The sequence below is a fragment of the Rhodoferax sp. GW821-FHT09E07 genome (assembly GCF_059416145.1).
In genome coordinates this window covers 32,315-50,483 of the sequence record NZ_JBWKOP010000005.1, presented here as the reverse complement: position 1 = coordinate 50,483, position 18,169 = coordinate 32,315, and the positions used below count along the sequence as shown (strand labels likewise).

Below are 18,169 nucleotides of genomic sequence, written 5' to 3'. Positions count from 1 at the left end.
AAAAGCTCCTACTTTTGTAGCGCTTGCCAAAACCCTGGCGAACTGTAGCGCTCCTTGATGAAGTCGATCCACAGCCGCACGCGCAGCGGCAAATGCTTGCGCTGGGGGAAGACAGCGTAGATGCCATTGGGCGGCGCGGCGTAGTCTTCCAGCACGGCCACCAACTGGCCGGCGGCGATTTCGGCCTCCACCTCCCAGGTGCTGCGCCAGGCAATGCCCAGGCCGGCCAGGCACCAGTCGTGCAACACCTGGCCATCGCTGCAGTCCAACGGGCCGGCGGGCTTCATGTAGAGCACTTCGCCATTGGCTTGCTTGAAGGCCCAGCCCCGTGTCTGAGAGGCATCGCTGGACAGCGTGAGGCAGTGGAACTTGGACAGGTCGGCGGGCGTTTGCGGCGTGCCATGGCGCTTCAGGTACGCGGGGGTGGCCACGCAGAGGCGGCGGTTGTCGGCCATGCGCACGCTCACCAGCGACGAGTCGGGCATGTCGCCCACCCGCACGGCGCAGTCAAAGCCCTCACCCGCAATGTCGACCACGCGGTCACTCAAGTTCAGCGACACGGTGACCTCGGGGTGCAGCGCGCGGAACTTGGGCACCAGCGGTGCCACGTGCCGCCGGCCAAAGCCGGCTGGCGCCGTGATGCGCAGGTGGCCGCTGGCCTTGATGCCGCCCGCGCTGACACTGGCCTCCGCATTGGCCACGTCGGCAATGATGCGCTGGCAGTCTTCCAGAAAGGCGCTGCCCTCGTGCGTGAGCGTGATGCGCCGTGTGGTGCGGATCAGCAGCTTCACACCCAGGCGTTCCTCCAGCCCGTCCAGGCGGCGTCCCATGATGGCCGGGGCCACGCCCTCGGCATTGGCAGCAGCGGTCAGGCTGCCGCGGGTGGCGACGGACACAAAGGATTCGAGTTGCTTGAGCTTATCCATGATTTCAGCCTCTAGCCCCCGTCGATATTTCGCAAGCAGCTACTGTTTTCATAGCACTATGCTTTCCGCGTGCAAGGCTGCTACGTCGCCGGCGGAGTAGCCCAGGCTTTGTAACAGTGCATCGGTGTGCTCGCCCAGCTTGGGCGGGTCCAGCCGCAGGCCCAGGCGTTCGCCGTCCAGGGTAATGGGCAGCAGCGGCACCTGGGTCTGACGGCCATCGGGCAACTCCATAGGCGCCAGGCCGCCCGTGGCCTGCAGGTGCGGGTCGTCAAACAAATGCTGCGGGTCGGTGATGGGGGCAAACGGCAGACCCACCTGCTCGAAGCGCTGCGACAGTTCCGCACGGCTGAACTGCGCCAGGCGCGTGCGCAGCTCGGGGATGAGCCAGCTGCGGGCCAGCACACGGTCGTTGTTGGTGGTGACGCGCGGGTCGGCAAACAGGTCGGCGTAGGCAAAGGCTTCGCAGAAGGTTTTCCACTGCCCGTCGCCGACCACGGCCAGGAAGATTTGCTCGCCATCCTTGACGCTGAACACGTCGTAAATGCCCCACGGGGATATCTTGTTCGGCATGGGCGCAGCGGCCGTGCCGGTCACCGCGAACTGCATCATGTGCTGGGCCACGAGGAAGATGTTGTTCTCGAACAGCGCGCTTTGCACCTCCTGGCCTTTGCCCGTCTGCTGGCGCTGCATGAGCGCGGCCATGGCGCCGATGGCACCGAACATGCCGCCCATGATGTCGTTCACGCTACTGCCCGCGCGCAGCGGGTCGCCGGGGCGCCCGGTCATGTAGGCCAGGCCGCCCATCATCTGCACCACTTCGTCCAGCGCGGTGCGGTGGTCGTAAGGGCCGGGCAAAAAGCCCTTGTGGCTCACGTAGATGAGACGCGGGTCCAACTTGCTGAGCGTGGCGTAGTCCAGCCCCAGCTTCTGCATGGTCTCGGTCTTGAAGTTCTCGCTCACGATGTCGGCGGTGGCGATGAGCTTGAGCACGATCTCGCGCCCCCTGGGGCTTTTCAGGTCCACCGCAATGCTCTTCTTGTTGCGGTTGAACAGCGGGTAAAAGCCCGCGCCGCTGCCCAGCAGCTTGCGCGTGCTGTCGCCGGCCAGCGGCTCCACCTTGATGACCTCGGCACCCAGGTCGCCCAGCGTCATGCCGCAGGTGGGGCCCATCACCATGTGGGTGAACTCGACGACGCGGATGCCGGCCAGCGGCAGGGGCTTGCTCTCGCTCATGGGCGCTTACACAGCGTAGTCCAGCACCAGCACATCGTCCAGCGTGGGTTTCAAAATCTCCACAAACGCCAGGTGGTCCGGGTGCGGCAGGTAGACCGCGCGGGCGGCGGCGTCGGCAAAAGTGAGGTTGAAGCAGTGCGTGAAGCCCTTGTCCAGGCCTTCGGGGCTGTTGTTGGTGCCCCATTCCAGGCTTTGCACGGCACTGATCTTGCTGCGCAAATCAACAAATCCGGCCTCGATCTTCTGGATCTCGGGCGCGGTCACAGAGGCTTTGAATTTCAGCAGGACCAGGTGGCGGATAGACATGGAATACCTTTGGTTTTGTCACAAATAGATTGATATTCTTCCATATAGTGCCGCACAAAGGATGGAATACAGTACCTAACCAGCTTCAGGCCGTGCGCGGTCGGCACCCCATTTCTCTTTTTCCCGAAAGGCATTGCCCATGTCCAACGCAAACACCACGCCCCGCACCACCGTGCACCGCCTGCAGGTGGCCACCAGCCTGCACGCCTTCATCGAAGAGAAGGTGCTGCCCGGTACCGGCATTGCACCCGCCACGTTCTGGAGCGGCTTTGACGCCATCGTGGCCGACCTGGCGCCCAAGAACATCGCCCTGTTGGCCGAACGCGACCGCCTGCAAACCGAGCTGGACACCTGGCACCAAACCCACCCCGGCCCCATTGCCGACATGCCAGCCTACAAGGCCTTTCTGGAAAAGATCGGCTACCTGGTGCCCAGCCCCAAGAAGGTGAAGATCAGCACCAAGAACGTGGACGCCGAGCTGGCCACGCAAGCCGGCCCGCAGCTGGTGGTGCCTGTGCTCAACGCGCGCTACGCGCTGAACGCCGCCAACGCGCGCTGGGGCAGCCTGTACGACGCGCTGTATGGCACTGACGTCATCAGCGAAGAGAAGGGCCAGGAAAAGGTTGGCCCCAAGGGCTACAACCCCAAGCGCGGCAAGAAGGTCATTGAATACGCACGCCACGTGCTGGACCGTACGGCCCCGCTGAAGAAGGGCTCGCACGTGGGCTCTACCGGCTACGCCGTCAAGGGCGGTGACCTGGTCGTCACCCTGAAGGACGGCAGCACCTCCAAGCTGGCCGACAAGGCCCAGTTCATCGGCTTCCAGGGCGCAGCCAAAGATCCTTCCAGCGTGCTGCTGCAGCACAACGGTCTGCACCTGGACGTCATCATCAACCGCACCACCCCCATCGGCAAGAGCGACGCCGCCGGTGTGAGCGACCTGGTACTGGAAGCGGCCCTCTCCACCATCCTGGACCTGGAAGATTCCGTGGCCGTGGTGGATGCCGAAGACAAGGTGCTGGCCTATGGCAACTGGCTGGGCATTCTGCAAGGCACGCTGGTGGAAAGCTTTGAGAAGGGCGGCAAGACGCTGACCCGCGGCCTGAACGGTGACCGCGTGTACACCGCGCCTGACGGCAAGAAGGAAGTCAAACTGCACGGCCGCAGCCTCATGTTTGTGCGCAATGTGGGCCACCTGATGACCAACCCGGCCATCACCTACACCGCAGCCGACGGCACAACAAAAGAAATCCCCGAAGGCATCATGGACGCGGTGGTCACCACCACCATCGCCCTGCACGACCTGAAGAAGACCAAGAAGGACGCCATCCGCAACTCGCGCAAGGGCTCGGTCTACATCGTCAAGCCCAAGATGCACGGCCCGGCCGAAGTGGCCTTTGCCGCAGAACTGTTCACCCGCGTCGAGAAGATGCTGGGCCTGGCAGACAGCACGGTCAAGCTGGGCATCATGGACGAAGAGCGCCGCACCTCCGTCAACCTGAAGGCCTGTATCGCCGCCGCCGAAAGCCGCGTGGCCTTCATCAACACCGGCTTCCTGGACCGCACGGGCGACGAAATGCACACCGCCATGCAGGCCGGCCCCATGATCCGCAAGGCGGACATGAAGAGCAGCGCCTGGATTGCGGCGTATGAGAAGAACAACGTGCTGGTGGGCTTGTCATCCGGCCTGCGCGGCAAGGCGCAGATCGGCAAGGGCATGTGGGCCATGCCCGACCTGATGAAGGCCATGATGGAGCAGAAGATTGCCCACCCCAAGGCCGGTGCCAACACCGCCTGGGTGCCCAGCCCCACCGGCGCCACGCTGCACGCCCTGCACTACCACCAGCTGCTGGTCAGCGACGTGCAAAAGGAACTGGAAAAGACCAACTACGAGAAGGCCCGTAACGGCATTCTGGACAGCCTGCTGCAGATCCCGGTGACCGCCACCCCCAACTGGAGCGAGACTTACAAGCAGGCCGAGCTGGACAACAACGCGCAGGGCATCCTTGGCTATGTGGTGCGCTGGGTGGACCAGGGCGTGGGCTGCTCCAAGGTGCCCGATATCAACGACATCGGCCTGATGGAAGACCGCGCCACGCTGCGCATCAGCAGCCAGCACATGGCCAACTGGCTGCACCACGGTGTGGTCACCAAAGCCCAGGTCGAAGCAACCTTTGCCCGCATGGCCGCCAAGGTGGACAAGCAGAACGCTGGTGACAAGCTCTACACCCCCATGGTGGGCAACTTCAGCGGCGCGGCCTACCAGGCGGCTACCGAGTTGGTGTTCAAGGGCCTGGCCCAGCCCAGCGGCTACACCGAGCCGCTGCTGCATGCCTGGCGCTTGAAGGTGAAGGCGGCGGCGTAAAGCTGCTACGGCGCGCAGGCGCTACTGTTTTAGTAGCTGCTTGCGCATACTCTGCGGGGGCTCCAGCGGACGATTTCGGTCTAAATCATTCGACTCAAGTAGGGGCAGAAATACTGGTTCCGTTTGCACGCAAAGTAGCCTTCGAGGACAGACCTCGCATTGCGGCAGTCGATTCCCGAACGACCAGCTCTGTCGGCAGCGTGACCTGAGGCGTCACTACTTCAAGTCCGGCGATGCTGGCCAGGAGCGTGTTGACTGCCGCCCTCCCCATCTCAGCAATTGGCTGCCGGACAGTCGTCAAAGATGGATGGGCTTGCGAGGCCGTCGGAAGATCATCGAAACCAATAATCGAAATGTCATCAGGCACCCGTAGTCCGGCAGCCTGGAGGGCGGACATCGCGCCTATTGCGCTGAGATCGTTGCTGGCGAACACGGCCGTAGGCCGAACTTTCATTGTCATGAGCCTCTGCGCCGCTTCGCGACCGCCTTGTGCCGTGTGGTCACCACGCAGCACGAGCGCCGGATCACTTTCGAGCCGAAAAATTGCCACCGCATCGTCATAAGCGCGGTGCCGATCCTGCGCCGATCCCAACTGCTCCTCTCCGGTGATAAAGGCAACCCTGCGATGGCCCAATGTCGCCAAGTGCTGCATGGCACTACGGGCACCACCGTAATTGTCCGCTGCGATCGAAGGGAACTCGGCATGCTCGCGGTGATGGTCAATGGTAATGACGGGTAAGCGCGCAGCTGTGAGGCCCTCCACGAAGCCGAACTGATATGGCAAGACAGCAATCACACCGTCTGTGAATTGCTGTAGCAATTGCAGCACTCTGGCCGTGGGCCGCTGATCATTTCCCACAAGAGAATAGATCAACACTTCGTGCCCAGCTACCGAAGCCGCCCGCACCGCACCAGAGACCAAAGCACTGATGTAAGGGTTGTTGAGGTCGGCAGCCAGCAGACCGATCACCCCGCTGCGGCCACCCGACAACTTCTGCGCACTGCGATTGGCCACGTAACCCATCTCGGCGGCCAACTTCAGGATGAGTTCCCGTGTTTCACGGGAGACCCCCGGCAAGAGATTGACCGCACGCGAGGCGGACATTGTGGAGACCCCCGCAGATTTGGCGAGTTCGGCCAACGTTGGCGCGTTTTTCTTGGTCATCTTATTGTCGATTGGTCATCAATCACTGGCAAAGCTGTGGCGGCTGCGATCGGGTGATCATACCGGTAGCGCTAGCGTTAGAGGGCACGCGCCTGCCGAGCAAGGCAATCGCCTGATCCCGAAGCACCCCACCTCAATCTTGACGTCGCATGACAAATTAAGGGTATCCACCAATGACTTTATTTAACGTTAACGTTAACGTTCGCTACGTTAGAAATCACTTTCCCAGCCCTTCCAAGGAGAAATGTATGAAAGTCCGCTCGCTGCTCTTAACAACACTGATCGCTTTGCCGACTCTGGCAATGGCCGCCGACAAGGTCACCGTAAAAATGGCCGACAACCTGCCTGACCGCAACACCGGCTGGGGGGCCGTCGTCGAGGCGATCAACACCGAGTTCAAGGCCGCCAATCCCGGCGTGGACATCGTCACGGAGAGCTATCCGGATCAGCCCTACCAGGAAAAAATGAAGATCTACGCCACGGCCAAGCAAATGCCGGACGTTTTCAAGTACTGGAGTTTTTCAACCTTGCTCAAACCCATGGTCGATGGCAAGTTCGTCATGCCGCTCGATCAGGCAAGTTTCGCAAAGTACGGCTATCTGCCAGGCGCACTGGAATCCAACGTCTACAACGGCAAGCTCTATGGCATCCCGGTGTCTGCAGACTTGTGGGTCGTGTACTACAACAAGAAGCTATTCAAGGAAGCCGGTATCGACAAGCTGCCCAATACGCTGGAGGACATGGTCGCGCTGGCACCCAAGTTCAAAGCCAAGGGCATCATCCCGATGACAACTGACGGCAAAGACGCGTGGCCGTTGGCCATTACCTTCGACCAGATCGTGTGGCGCTTGTCCGGAGACGCGACCTTGCCGCGTCAGGCACTGGCCCGCAAGATCAAATTCACCGATCCGGTGTTCGTAAAGGCTGCCACCGTGCTGCAGGATATGGTGAAAGCTGGAATGTTCCAGGAGGATCTCGGCGTCTCTGACTACGGGGCTTCCCGCAATCTGTTCGGGCAGGGCAAGGCGGCGATGTACCTGATGGGCAGTTGGGAACTCGGCCTGGCCTCGGATGCTAACTTTTCGGAGGACTTCCGCGCGAACATCGATGTGTTGAAGTTCCCCACCATCGCCGGCGGCAAGGGCAAAGCGGACGACTTGTTTGCTTGGTACGGCGGCAACTATGTCGTGAGCGCGGCCAGCAAGAACGCCGCACTCGGCGCCAAGTACCTTGAGTTCTACGCGAAGCGCTTTCCCGCCCTGGCCTGGGAGAAGCAGGCCACCTTCCCTGCGCAGACCGTGGCTGCGCGGCCGAGCGACACACCTGTAGCCAAGTCGCTGCTTCACATTGCGGCCGAAGCCAAGGCGACGTCCGGAACCGGCTCGCTTGACCTCTCGACTCCTGCGTTCAAGGAGGACATCCAGAACGCGATCCGCGAACTCAGCTCCCTGCTGATCACACCGCAGGAATTCACCGCAAAGGTTGATGCCGCGGCGGAGAAGGCCGCGCGCAAGCAGTAGTCCGCCTCCGGCGACCCGCGGTTCAACGACGAAATGCGGGGCCGGCCGCAACACTCTGGCGTCCAGCGCCTACGCGTGAAAAGGATCCCCATGCAAAGCCCCTTCGAAAACAAGGCCCTGGTTGCCTGTCTGGTCCTGCCAGCCGTCGCCGTCATGGTCTTCGCGATGCTGATCCCTATGGGCTTCAGCATCTACTTCAGCCTGACCGATTGGGCAGGCTTCGGTGACTACCGATTCATTGGCCTGGAGAACTACCGCGAAATCCTGATGGACGACGCAGTGTTCTGGCGCGCGCTGTGGAACACGCTGTTGCTGATGGTGGTGACGATCCTGGTCCAGAACCCCATCGCCTTCGCGCTGGCAGCCGTGCTAGCGCACGTGACGCAGCGCCTCTCGCGCATTCTGCGCACGATCTACTTCGTCCCCGCGGTGCTGTCGGTCGTGATCATCGCAAAGATGTGGGTCAGCATCCTCAATCCGACCTACGGCGTGCTGAACAAGGCGCTGGTTGCGGTAGGTCTGAAATCGCTGGCGGTGTCCTGGCTGTCGAACCCGCAGACGGCCATCTGGGCGGTGATTTTCATCATCGTGTGGCAAGGTCTCGGGTGGGCGCTGCTCTTCTATTACGCAGGACTCATGACGGTCCCCAAGGAGCTCGAGGAGGCGGCTCGGGTCGACGGCGCCGGTTGGTTCGCAACGTATTTCCACATCGTGATCCCTTACCTGTACCCGGTGATCGGCGCAGTGATCGTCATCGACGTGATCTCGTCGATGAAGCAGATGGAACTGATCCTGCTGTCTACGGCTGGGGGGCCCGGACAACTCACCCAGTTTCTCGGTGTCTATCTCTACCAGAAGGCCTTCACGGCCGGCGAATACGGCTACGGCAACGCACTGTCCGTCCTCTTTGTCGCCATCTCCATTGCACTGACGCTGGTCGTGCGACGCGCCATGCCAGCGCCTTCGGAGGCCGCATGAAAGTCAATTCAATGCTGCAGGTCAGAAGCAACAACGCGTACCGGTTTCAGCGGCAAACCTTGAAGGTGGCGCTGTATGCACTGCTGGTATTCGTGGCGATCATGCAGCTCTTCCCGCTGATCTGGGTGGCGTCGTACTCGCTGCAGAAGTCCGGTGATCTGTTTGGCGGCGAACTGCTGCGCCTGCCATTGCATCCGCAATGGGACAACTATGTGCGCGCCTTTCGGGACGGCAAGGTGCTCCAGTATTCGATGAACAGCCTGTTCGTCGTGACGGTCTCGACGGCGATCTCCACGGTCTTGTCCTTCTGCATGGCCTACGCCCTCACGCGTCTGCAGTGGCGGTTGAAGGCCGTGGCCCTCGGGGCCATCACCATGGGCATGGTGGTGCCAATCCACACGACGCTACTGCCGAACTTCATCTGGTTCGGCTACTTCGGACTGGTCGACACGCACCTGGCCCTGATCATCACCTACGTGGCCTTCACGCTGTCTTTCAACACGCTGGTGTTCATGGGCCACTTCGCCAACCTGCCCCGCTCGATCGAGGAAGCTGCGCTGATGGACGGCGCGTCCTGGCCGCGGTTGTTGTGGAGTGTCGTGGCCCCCATGTCGATGCCGGCCACCATGACGGTGGCCGTGATGACCTTCCTCACCAACTGGAACGAATTCATCATGGCCAACACCTACCTCTCGACCGATGACAAGAGGACTCTGCCGTTCTCCATCATCAGGTTTCAGGGGCAGTACTCGTCCGACTACGCCGTGCAGTTTGCCTGCATGGTGCTAGTCGCACTACCCGCGCTGGCGCTGTACTTCACGTTCAGCCGCCGAATCATGGAAGGTGCCACAGCTGGTGCCGTAAAAGGATAAGAAACTCGTATGAACGAAAGTCAAATTTTGCATTTCCCGGATCGCTTCGTCTGGGGTACCGCTACAGCTTCGACACAGGTGGACGGCGCAGCCATGGAAGACGGTAAGTCGGAATCGATCTGGGATCACTTCGCGCGAGATTCTTCGCGCATCGCCGACGGCACCAACCCTGCTGCCACCTGTGACCACTACCACCGATACTCTGAAGAGTTCGACCTAATGCGCTCGCTCGGCCTTCAGGCTTACCGCTTCTCGATCGCATGGCCACGCGTGGTTCCAAGCGGTGATGGCGCGGTCAATACGGCCGGCCTCGACTTTTATGATCGATTCGTCGATTCATTGCTGGAGCGAGGCATTCGTCCATTCGCAACGCTGTTCCATTGGGATCTGCCGCAGACGCTACAGGACCGAGGCGGCTGGGCTCGGCGCGAAACGATCGATGCGTACTTGCGGTACACCGAGGCAACCGTCCAGCGGCTAGGCGACCGTGTCAAAGACTGGATGACACACAACGAACCCTGGGTCTTTTCGTTCTGCGGCCACCTCTACGGCGTGCATGCGCCCGGCTCGAAAGACCTGTCCACCGCACTGTCGGTGGCGCACAACCTGCTGGTCGCACACGGCAAGGCCGTGCCCTTGATCCGCGAGACCTGCCCGGGCGCGCGCGTGGGGCTCGTCAACAACCTGGAGTGGATCGAGCCGGCCTCCGACCGTGTCGAGGACCAGGCGGCGGCGACACGCTGGGATGGCGCTTTCAACCGGTGGTTCCTCGATCCGGTCTATGGGCGCGGCTACCCTGAGGACATGCTCGCCTGGTACGGCAAGGCGGCGCCACGGGTGGAGCCCGGAGACTTCGAGGCAATGGCCGCCCCTACAGACTTTCTCGGCGTGAATTACTACACCCGTCGCATCATCGCACACGACCCAGCGGGCCGTGACGCGTCAGAGCGTTCGTTTCTGGCTGCACGCCAGATCTACTGGCCATTCGTACCGCGCGCCGAGTTCGCCGAATGGGAGGTCGCACCGGAAGGCCTTTACAAGACATTGCTGCGTGTGCAACGCGACTACCAGCCAGCCAGCCTCTACGTTACCGAGAACGGAACCACGGGGCCAGACAGCCCCGGCGCCAACGGCGCTGTCAACGACCTGTACCGCACCCGCTATTTGGCACGCCACACCGCTGCTGTGCACCAAGCCATTGCCGATGGCGCCGACATTCGTGGTTATTTCGTCTGGTCACTCGTCGACAACTACGAGTGGGCGTTCGGCTTCACGAAGCGGTTCGGCATCATTCATGTGGACCATGCGTCTCAGCAGCGCACCGTGAAAGATTCGGGGTACTGGTACGGCCGCACTGCACGCAACAACGGCTTTCCCTTGGCCGATGCCAACGCGACGTTGTAACAAGCAATCAGCCCGTTGAAGCGCCGATGAGTATTGAACCTGCACAAGAGAAACCTACATGACCCAAATCTCAATGCGATCCGTTCAGAAATCCTATGATGGCTCGACCCAGGTCATCCGCAATGCCGACCTTCAGATCGACACGGGCGAGTTTTGCGTCTTCCTTGGCCCGTCGGGCTGCGGAAAATCAACCCTGTTGCGCATGATCGCCGGCCTGGAATCCATCTCGGCCGGCGACCTGCTCATCGATAACGTGCTCATGAACGAAGTGCCCGTCGCCAAGCGACAGGTGGCCATGGTGTTCCAGAACTATGCGCTGTATCCGCACATGAGCCTGTACGACAACATGGCCTTCGGCCTGCGCCAGACCAAGGTCGAAAAGGGCGAGATCGATCGCCGTGTTCGCGCTGCCGCTGAGAGCCTGCAGATCACGCACATGCTTGACCGCCTGCCCAAGGCCCTGTCAGGTGGCCAACGCCAACGGGTAGCCATTGGGCGTGCCATCGTCCGCCGACCCAAGGTGTTCCTGTTCGACGAGCCACTATCGAATCTGGACGCCGCGCTGCGCGTTCACATGCGCGGAGAGATTGCCCGCATGCACCGCGACTTCGAGAGCGCCAGCATTGTCTACGTCACCCACGACCAGACCGAAGCCATGGCGTTGGCAGACAAGATCGTGCTCCTGCGGGCGGGTGAAGGCATGGTCAAGCACGGCAGCGTGGCCCAGGTCGGCGCGCCGCTGGAGCTCTACCACCGCCCGAACGATCTGTTCGTCGCGGGCTTCATCGGGACGCCGCGCATGAACTTTCTGCCTGCCCAGGTGAGCGAAATCGTGGGTGACATGCTGCACCTGGAGATTGACGCGGCGGCCGGCGGGGGCAGCCTGCGGCTTCCCGCCAGAGGTCGTGCCGTTGCACCGGGCAGCCACGTGACATTGGGCATCCGCCCTGAGCACATGGCGCCCGCTGCAGCTGGCGACGCGACTATCACGCGCTAGGTCCAGAAGGTCGAACACTTTGGCGAATATAGCTACGTGTACCTGCAAAGCACCGCAGGTGAAGGTCTGATCGTCAAAGTGGCAGGCCACGGCAGTTCGGTCGCAGGCGAACAGGCCTCGTTCCTAATCGACGCCGACCAGTACCACCTCTTCGATGCCAACAGCTTTGCTATTGCACGGCAGACCCACTAAACACCGGTCAGGTTCTTTTCGCTTCCCCTGTCACTGCTTCCCTATTACCATGACTACCACGCCCCTCCCCCTCTACAAGGATCCAAACCACCCTATCGCGGAGCGTGTCCGGGATTTGCTCGGACGCATGACGCCCGAAGAGAAAATCGCACAGATGCATGCCTTTTGGTTGGTGCTATCGGAAGACGGAAAACATGAGGTGCGCCCCGGCGAAGCCTTCATCGGACGAAGTGACCCCCACGAGGTTCAGCGACGATTGAAGAACGGCCTTGGACAAATCACCCGTCCAATGGGGACACATGGGGTTGACGCCAGCACTGGATTGCGTGCGCTGAACCACCTGCAACGTTTTTTGCGCAATGAGACCCGGCTTGGCATTCCTGCGATCTCGCACGAAGAATGCCTGATGGGCATCATGACGCGCGATGGCACGCTTTTTCCGTCGTCGTTGGGTTTGAGCGCCAGCTGGAACCCCGAGCTCGTCGAGCAGGTCGGTCAGCAAATCGGCGCGGAATGCCGTGAGATCGGCTGCCATCAGGGCTTGGCGCCGGTGCTCGACGTGTCTCGCGACGTGCGTTGGGGCCGCACCGAAGAGACCTTCGGCGAGGACCCCTACCTTGTCGGCGTGATGGCCACGCGTTACGTGCGAGGTATGCAAGGGCCGGACCGGTCCTTGCTCGCGACCTTAAAGCATTACGTCGGTCACTCCTTCAGTGAAGGTGCGCGCAACCATGCACCGGTGCATGTCGGTTGGCGCGAGCTGAACGACATCTTTCTGCTGCCCTTCGAAATGGCTGTCAAGTTGGCCAACGCGGGCTCGGTCATGCCGGCTTATCACGACATTGATGGCGAGCCGGTCCATGCTTCGCATCACTTGCTGACGGAGGTACTGCGCAATCAATGGGGCTTCGATGGACTGGTTGTGGCGGACTATGTGGGCGTTAGCCTGCTGTATCAGCACCACGGCGTGGCAGCGAACGCGACCGATGCCGCTGCGCTCGCGTTCAATGCCGGCCTCGACGTTGAACTACCGGGCGATGATTGCGCGCAGCACCTCGCGTCTGCCATCGAACGCGGACTGATCACGACGGCGACGATCGATGTCATCGTCGGTCGCGTGCTGACAGAGAAGTTTCGCCTTGGTCTGTTCGAGCAGACCTTCGAGGATGGCCCCACGCCTCAGCTGCGCAAGCCGAAGGCCATTGCGACAGCTTTGGAGGCAGCGCGCCAAGCGATTGTTGTGCTCGACAACCGCAGCGGCATGCTGCCGCTCTCCCCCTCCATCGGGCGCCGCATTGCCGTCATCGGACCAACCGCAGCGGACCCAATGGCGCAACTCAGCGGCTACAGCTACCCGGCCCATGTTGTGCTGCATGACCAGATCGAAGACACGCGCCATATCGTGACGCCCTTGCAGGGCTTGCAGCAGGTGTTTGGCGCCGACAACGTGGTCTACGCCAGAGGGTGTCAGATCATCGAAGAGCGCCGCAGCGGCACGCCGGTATTCCCGGGAGACGTGTTGGACGCCCCCGAACTACCAAATTCGCCCGTGTCGCAGCGGAGTGACGAATTCCCCGCCGCCATCTTGGCAGCGCGCAGCGCCGACGTGGCGATTGTGTGCTTGGGCGACTTGGCTGGCCTGTTTCAGACTGGCACCATCGGGGAAGGTTCCGATACCGACTCTCTAAGCCTGCCGGGTGTGCAACAGCAACTGCTCGAGGCCGTGGTTGCAACTGGCACGCCCACCGTCGTGGTGCTGAGCAGCGGGCGCCCGTACAACCTGGGTGGCCTGGAGGAGCATGTTGCGGCGTTCGTGATGGCCTTTGCCGGAGGCCAGCAGGGCGGCACAGCGATTGCCGAGGTTCTTGCGGGCATCGTGCAACCGAGCGGACGCCTTACCGTGTCGATGCCGAAGAATGCCGGCGCGCTGCCGTACTACTACAACCACAAGGTCAAGAGCGGTGGGACGCCAATCGCGCTGCACTTCGGCAGCCGCTATCCCTTCGGTCACGGTCTGACCTATACCCAATTCGAGTATCGTAATCTCCAACTGGAAAGCCCCACGGTGCCAATCGACGGTGAAATCGTAGTCAGCTTCGAAATAGCCAACGTCGGAGCACAAGGCGGAGTAGATGTACCGCAACTCTATGTGCGCGACCGGCTGGCGAGCGTGGTGCGTCCGGTGCGTGAACTCAAGGCGTTCCAACGCGTCGAACTGAGTCCCGGCGAGATGGCCCGCATCACGCTCCGTGTCCCGGTCGACATGCTTGGGTTCACTGGCGCAAACGGACAACGAATTGTCGAGCCCGGCAACTTTGAACTCGCGATCGGGGCGTCGAGCGCTGACATTCGACTACGCGCTGAGGTCGAAGCGATCGGCAGCGCGCGCACGCTGCCGAGGAATTGGCGAATGCAAAGCTGCAGCGACATTCGAACAGTCTGAAGGTTCTAGCAAACCATATGAAGTTCCAGTCATAAGACCCCATCAGGGCGCATAAAAAGGACGACATCTGATGAGCCCCCTCGGGCACGCCATTGAGACTTTGGACATCAAGGAGGTGCAGAAAACTGGAAGGCACCAACGACGAGGGTGCTCGCGCCGGCATCCTCGATAACCTGCTGTAGATCCCGGTGACTACCACCCGAACCAAAGGGACGCCGACAAGCAGGCCGAGCCGGAAACAACGCCTAAGGCAGCGGCGTAAGGCGTCAAGCCTCCGCCATGTGGCGCACCGCCCGAATATCGTCCGGACCAGTGCGACAGCAGCCACCGATCATGCGTGCGCCCTTGGCTTGCCAGCGCGCGGCCTGCTCGGCATAGGCCGCAGCTTGATCGCAAGCCCCGGTCCAGATTTTGCCTTCGGCGTCGTAGTATTCGCCGGAGTTGGGGTAGGCCAGCACAGGCTTGGCGGTGTGGGCCTTGGCCTGCTCCACCAGGCTGGCCACATGCTCGGGTGCGGTGCAGTTGATGCCGATCGCCGCGATGTGCGGGTAGGCCTCCAGCGCGGACACGCAGTCGGCCAGGCGCTCGCCCTGCACGTTATGTTCGCCATCTTTGCAGGAGAAGCTGATCCACGCGGTGATATTGTTCTGCTCGGCCAGTACATCGGCAATCGCCAGGGCTTCGTCCAAGCAGGGAATGGTCTCGCAGGCCAGCAGATCGGCACCGGAGGTGGCCAGCACCTGCATGCGCTCGCGGTGGAAGTCGGCCAGTGCCACACGGTCCAGGCCGTAGTGGCCGCGATATTCCGAACCATCGGCCAGCATGGCGCCATACGGGCCTACCGATGCTGCCACCAGCGGGCGCAGGCGCCCCACGCGGTTGGCGGGCTCGCCCCAGAACGCATCGCGCGCCTCGCAGGCCAGGGTGACGGAGAGGCGCATCAGATCGGCGGCCTCAGCACGGCTCATGCCGCGGCGGGTAAACGCTTCAAACGTGGCTTGGTAGCTGGCCGTGGTAGCCACATCAGCGCCGGCGGCAAAGTAGTCGGCGTGCACGGCACGGATGAGCTCAGGCTGCTCGATCAGCAGCTTGGCGGACCACAGGGCGTCGTTCAGGTTGGCGCCGCGGCGCTCCAGCTCGGTGGCCAAGGCGCCGTCCAGCACCATCAGGCGGTCGTGGGCCAAAAAACTTTCAAGAGGGTTCAGCATCATGGGAGTTCGACTCAAACAATCGACGATGAGATTAGCCAAAGCGCGTGCGCCCTGGCGGCAATTTACGGCGGCTTGGTGCGGACAAGCAGCTCACGCTCAGTGGCTTTTGCGGTACCGCTCCAACAGGTGCACACCGCCCGCAATCAGCAAGGTCAGCACGCCGTAGACCATGCCGGCCATCACCAGCGCATCGGTGGTGTACGACTCGGTGGACAGGCGACGGGCCACGCCGGTGAGGTCAAACACGGTGATGGTGCTGACCAAGGCAGTGGCCTTGAGCAGCGACACCACCTCGTTGCCCAGGGCCGGGGTAGCAATGCGCAAGGCTTGGGGCAGCACGATGCGGCGCAGCAGCGTACCGGTCGGCATGCCGAAGGCGCGTGCAGCTTCCTGCTGCCCCGGCGGCACGGCCAGGATGCCGGCACGGATGTCTTCGGCCATGTAGGCGGCGATGTTGAGCGTCAAGGCGATGAGCCCACAGTAGAACGCATCCTCCAGCACCACCCACGCGGCGGACGCCCGCACCCACTCGAACTGGCTGAGCCCGTAGTACAGCAAAAACATCTGCACCAGCAGTGGCGTGCCCCGCAGGGCCGCGCTGTACACGCGCACCAAGCGCTGCACCACCTGCCCGCCGTGGGTGGCACCCAGTGCCAGGCCCAAGGCCAACACCAAGCCGGCCACCCCTGAAGCAGCCCACAGCTGCAGGGTGACGACCAGGCCGTCCCACAGCTCAGCACGGTTGTCCTGCAGCAAGACGAGGGTGTCGGTGAACCAGGTGTCCATGGCTAGCTGCGGTGCGCCTGGTAAGGGCGCTGCGCCCGCCGCTCCAGCGCGGAGATCAGCGGATCGGAGAGCGCCAGCAGGCCAAAATACATAACGGCAGCCGCCATCAAAAACAAAAAGGGCTGGTGCGACGCCTGTGCGGCCATGTTGGACTTTTTCAGCAAGTCTTCCAGCCCCACCACAGAGACCAGCGAGGTGTCTTTGAGCAAGGATTGCCAGAGGTTGCCCAGGCTGGGAATGGCGATGCGCCAGGCCTGCGGCAGGCGCACCAGAAAGAAGGTGTGCACCGGGCTCAAGCCGAGCGAGCGGGCGGCTTCCAGTTGCCCACGCGCCAAGGCCACGAAACTCCCCCGGAACACCTCGGAGGCATAAGCCCCCAAGACCAGCGCCAAAGACACCACGCCCGCAAAAAACGGGCTGATGTCAAACGCACTGTCGAAGTGATTGTTGATGAGGTTGGACAGCCCGAAGTAGCACACCAGCACCACCAGAAACTCGGGCACCCCGCGCAGCACGCCGGTGAGCACGGCCACCGGACGGCGCAGCCATGCGTGGCGGCTGAGCTGGCAGGCCGCCAGCAACAGGCCCAAAGCCAGCCCGAACACCAGGGCGGCACAGGCCAATTGCACGGTCATCAGCGCACCTTGCAGCAACTGGCCCGTGTAGGCCTGCAAAACATCCATCGCGACTCCGGGAAAGCGCCGCCACCGCCCGCAAGGGGCGGTGGCGGCCTCTCAATTACTTGCTGTTGGGCGCAATGCTAAACGGGAACACTTTCTTGTTCTCGGCCGCAAAGCTGCCGTCGGCCAGCACCTTCTTGATGGCGGCGTTGAAACGTGCCTTCAGGGCGTCTCCCTTGCGCACAGCAATGCCGGTGCCTTCACCGAACATTTCCACGTCGTTCAAGGGCTTGCCGGCGAAGTCAAAGCCTTTGGCCTTGCCGGTTTTCATGAGCCACTCGTAGGCCACGGTGGTATCGGTCAGCGTAGTGTTCAAGCGACCGGCTTCCAGGTCGAGCCAAATGGCGTCCTGGTTGGGGTACGACTTGGTGGCGATGCCGGACTTGGCTTTGGGCAGGCGTTTCTTGAGGTAGGTCTCATGGTTGGAGCCGCTGTACACGCCCACGGTCTTGCCGCGCAGGGTGGCGGGGTCTTCGCTGATACCGGAGCCCACCTTGGCCACGTACTGCACGGGTGCCAGGGTGAACAGGTCGGTGAAGTCCACCACTTGTCTGCGCTCGTCGGTGATGGACATCTGGGCCAGAACTGCATCAATTTTCTTGGCCTTCAGCGCAGGAATCAGCGCATCAAAGTCCATGGTGACGTACTCGCACTTGGCTTGCATGTGCTTGCAGATCACGTTGCCCAACTCGATTTCCATGCCCTTGAGCTGGCCCGAGGCATCCTTGTACTCAAAGGGAGGGTAGTCCGATAGGGTGCCAATGCGCACCACGTCCTGGGCATAGGCCAGACCTGCGGCCAACAACAGACCACCCACCAAAGCTTTCACAACCTGACGATTCATTCTTCGCTACTCCAGACAAAACCGGTCACCCGGCAAACCAAACCCCATCGTGGGAACAACTTCCGGCACCGGAGACATCGCATGGGTTGCCGTAAACAACAAGATGTTGCCTATAGCCACCCGCCACCCGGTACCTCGCGTTAGACACGCAAAAATGCGTTTTTGAGGCGCAAAGGAAACCCAAGTTTCTCCAAAAAAAATGGCGCCAGGCGGCGTATTTGGCGCCTCATACGCGGTGAAACCGCGC

General features: G+C 61.8%; 14 protein-coding genes and 1 pseudogene. 7 read left to right on the top strand and 8 right to left on the bottom strand.

What is annotated here, in order from left to right; genetic code table 11:
* Positions 1-8: 8 nt before the first annotated feature.
* From AC07OE_RS10635 to AC07OE_RS10625, 3 genes are read right to left on the bottom strand one after another with little or no spacing between them, the layout of a single operon-like run.
* On the bottom strand, positions 9-926 hold the full coding sequence (locus tag AC07OE_RS10635; protein ID WP_495070542.1) for a LysR family transcriptional regulator: 918 nt from the start codon (positions 924-926) through the stop codon (positions 9-11).
* 48 nt (positions 927-974) lie between these two features.
* Positions 975-2,159: a CaiB/BaiF CoA transferase family protein gene (locus tag AC07OE_RS10630; RefSeq protein WP_495070541.1), complete on the bottom strand. Its 1,185-nt coding sequence runs from the start codon at positions 2,157-2,159 to the stop codon at positions 975-977.
* 6 nt (positions 2,160-2,165) lie between these two features.
* Complete coding sequence (locus AC07OE_RS10625) at positions 2,166-2,465, bottom strand: Dabb family protein (RefSeq protein WP_495070540.1); 300 nt, start codon at positions 2,463-2,465, stop codon at positions 2,166-2,168.
* 139 nt (positions 2,466-2,604) lie between these two features.
* Here AC07OE_RS10625 and AC07OE_RS10620 point away from each other — a divergent pair, with 139 nt between their 5' ends.
* Positions 2,605-4,830: a malate synthase G gene (locus tag AC07OE_RS10620; RefSeq protein WP_495070539.1), complete on the top strand. Its 2,226-nt coding sequence runs from the start codon at positions 2,605-2,607 to the stop codon at positions 4,828-4,830.
* A 94-nt stretch (positions 4,831-4,924) separates the two neighbouring features.
* Here the strand turns inward: AC07OE_RS10620 and AC07OE_RS10615 are convergent, their stop codons facing one another.
* Positions 4,925-5,995, bottom strand: coding sequence for a LacI family DNA-binding transcriptional regulator (locus tag AC07OE_RS10615; RefSeq protein ID WP_495070538.1), 1,071 nt, complete (start codon positions 5,993-5,995; stop codon positions 4,925-4,927).
* Positions 5,996-6,243: 248 nt separating this feature from the next.
* Between AC07OE_RS10615 and AC07OE_RS10610 the strand changes: the two genes are divergently transcribed.
* The 6 genes and pseudogenes from AC07OE_RS10610 (at position 6,244) to AC07OE_RS10585 (ending at position 14,401) form a co-directional block, all read left to right on the top strand.
* Positions 6,244-7,515 carry an extracellular solute-binding protein gene (locus AC07OE_RS10610; RefSeq protein WP_495070537.1) on the top strand — a complete coding sequence of 424 codons (1,272 nt, stop codon included), beginning with the start codon at positions 6,244-6,246 and terminating at the stop codon, positions 7,513-7,515.
* Positions 7,516-7,605: 90 nt separating this feature from the next.
* On the top strand, positions 7,606-8,493 hold the full coding sequence (locus AC07OE_RS10605; RefSeq protein ID WP_495070536.1) for a carbohydrate ABC transporter permease: 888 nt from the start codon (positions 7,606-7,608) through the stop codon (positions 8,491-8,493).
* Complete coding sequence (locus AC07OE_RS10600; RefSeq protein ID WP_495070535.1) at positions 8,490-9,365, top strand: carbohydrate ABC transporter permease; 876 nt, start codon at positions 8,490-8,492, stop codon at positions 9,363-9,365. The genes AC07OE_RS10605 and AC07OE_RS10600 overlap by 4 nt, the downstream gene beginning before the upstream one ends.
* Positions 9,366-9,374: 9 nt before the next feature.
* On the top strand, positions 9,375-10,769 hold the full coding sequence (locus AC07OE_RS10595; protein ID WP_495070534.1) for a GH1 family beta-glucosidase: 1,395 nt from the start codon (positions 9,375-9,377) through the stop codon (positions 10,767-10,769).
* 58 nt (positions 10,770-10,827) lie between these two features.
* Positions 10,828-11,958 (top strand): annotated as a pseudogene (locus AC07OE_RS10590) (ABC transporter ATP-binding protein).
* Positions 11,959-12,007: 49 nt separating this feature from the next.
* Positions 12,008-14,401, top strand: coding sequence for a glycoside hydrolase family 3 N-terminal domain-containing protein (locus AC07OE_RS10585; RefSeq protein WP_495070533.1), 2,394 nt, complete (start codon positions 12,008-12,010; stop codon positions 14,399-14,401).
* Between the two features lie 266 nt (positions 14,402-14,667).
* Here AC07OE_RS10585 and mmuM read toward each other — a convergent pair whose 3' ends face one another.
* From mmuM to AC07OE_RS10565, 4 genes are all read right to left on the bottom strand, one after another.
* Positions 14,668-15,612 carry a homocysteine S-methyltransferase gene (mmuM, locus tag AC07OE_RS10580; RefSeq protein ID WP_495070532.1) on the bottom strand — a complete coding sequence of 315 codons (945 nt, stop codon included), beginning with the start codon at positions 15,610-15,612 and terminating at the stop codon, positions 14,668-14,670.
* A 96-nt stretch (positions 15,613-15,708) separates the two neighbouring features.
* Positions 15,709-16,398, bottom strand: coding sequence for an ABC transporter permease (locus AC07OE_RS10575; RefSeq protein WP_495070531.1), 690 nt, complete (start codon positions 16,396-16,398; stop codon positions 15,709-15,711).
* Positions 16,399-16,400: 2 nt separating this feature from the next.
* On the bottom strand, positions 16,401-17,081 hold the full coding sequence (locus tag AC07OE_RS10570) for an ABC transporter permease (protein WP_495070530.1): 681 nt from the start codon (positions 17,079-17,081) through the stop codon (positions 16,401-16,403).
* A 55-nt stretch (positions 17,082-17,136) separates the two neighbouring features.
* Positions 17,137-17,922, bottom strand: coding sequence for an ABC transporter substrate-binding protein (locus AC07OE_RS10565; protein ID WP_495070529.1), 786 nt, complete (start codon positions 17,920-17,922; stop codon positions 17,137-17,139).
* Positions 17,923-18,169 lie beyond the last annotated feature (247 nt).

What these genes read in the sequence shown, in the direction of transcription:
- AC07OE_RS10635 (WP_495070542.1), bottom strand. Translation starts at nt 926, where the DNA reads ATGGATAAGCTCAAGCAACTCGAATCCTTTGTGTCCGTCGCCACCCGC.
- AC07OE_RS10630 (WP_495070541.1), bottom strand. Translation starts at nt 2,159, where the DNA reads ATGAGCGAGAGCAAGCCCCTGCCGCTGGCCGGCATCCGCGTCGTCGAG.
- AC07OE_RS10625 (WP_495070540.1), bottom strand. Translation starts at nt 2,465, where the DNA reads ATGTCTATCCGCCACCTGGTCCTGCTGAAATTCAAAGCCTCTGTGACC.
- AC07OE_RS10620 (WP_495070539.1), top strand. Translation starts at nt 2,605, where the DNA reads ATGTCCAACGCAAACACCACGCCCCGCACCACCGTGCACCGCCTGCAG.
- AC07OE_RS10615 (WP_495070538.1), bottom strand. Translation starts at nt 5,995, where the DNA reads ATGACCAAGAAAAACGCGCCAACGTTGGCCGAACTCGCCAAATCTGCG.
- AC07OE_RS10610 (WP_495070537.1), top strand. Translation starts at nt 6,244, where the DNA reads ATGAAAGTCCGCTCGCTGCTCTTAACAACACTGATCGCTTTGCCGACT.
- AC07OE_RS10605 (WP_495070536.1), top strand. Translation starts at nt 7,606, where the DNA reads ATGCAAAGCCCCTTCGAAAACAAGGCCCTGGTTGCCTGTCTGGTCCTG.
- AC07OE_RS10600 (WP_495070535.1), top strand. Translation starts at nt 8,490, where the DNA reads ATGAAAGTCAATTCAATGCTGCAGGTCAGAAGCAACAACGCGTACCGG.
- AC07OE_RS10595 (WP_495070534.1), top strand. Translation starts at nt 9,375, where the DNA reads ATGAACGAAAGTCAAATTTTGCATTTCCCGGATCGCTTCGTCTGGGGT.
- AC07OE_RS10585 (WP_495070533.1), top strand. Translation starts at nt 12,008, where the DNA reads ATGACTACCACGCCCCTCCCCCTCTACAAGGATCCAAACCACCCTATC.
- mmuM (WP_495070532.1), bottom strand. Translation starts at nt 15,612, where the DNA reads ATGATGCTGAACCCTCTTGAAAGTTTTTTGGCCCACGACCGCCTGATG.
- AC07OE_RS10575 (WP_495070531.1), bottom strand. Translation starts at nt 16,398, where the DNA reads ATGGACACCTGGTTCACCGACACCCTCGTCTTGCTGCAGGACAACCGT.
- AC07OE_RS10570 (WP_495070530.1), bottom strand. Translation starts at nt 17,081, where the DNA reads ATGGATGTTTTGCAGGCCTACACGGGCCAGTTGCTGCAAGGTGCGCTG.
- AC07OE_RS10565 (WP_495070529.1), bottom strand. Translation starts at nt 17,922, where the DNA reads ATGAATCGTCAGGTTGTGAAAGCTTTGGTGGGTGGTCTGTTGTTGGCC.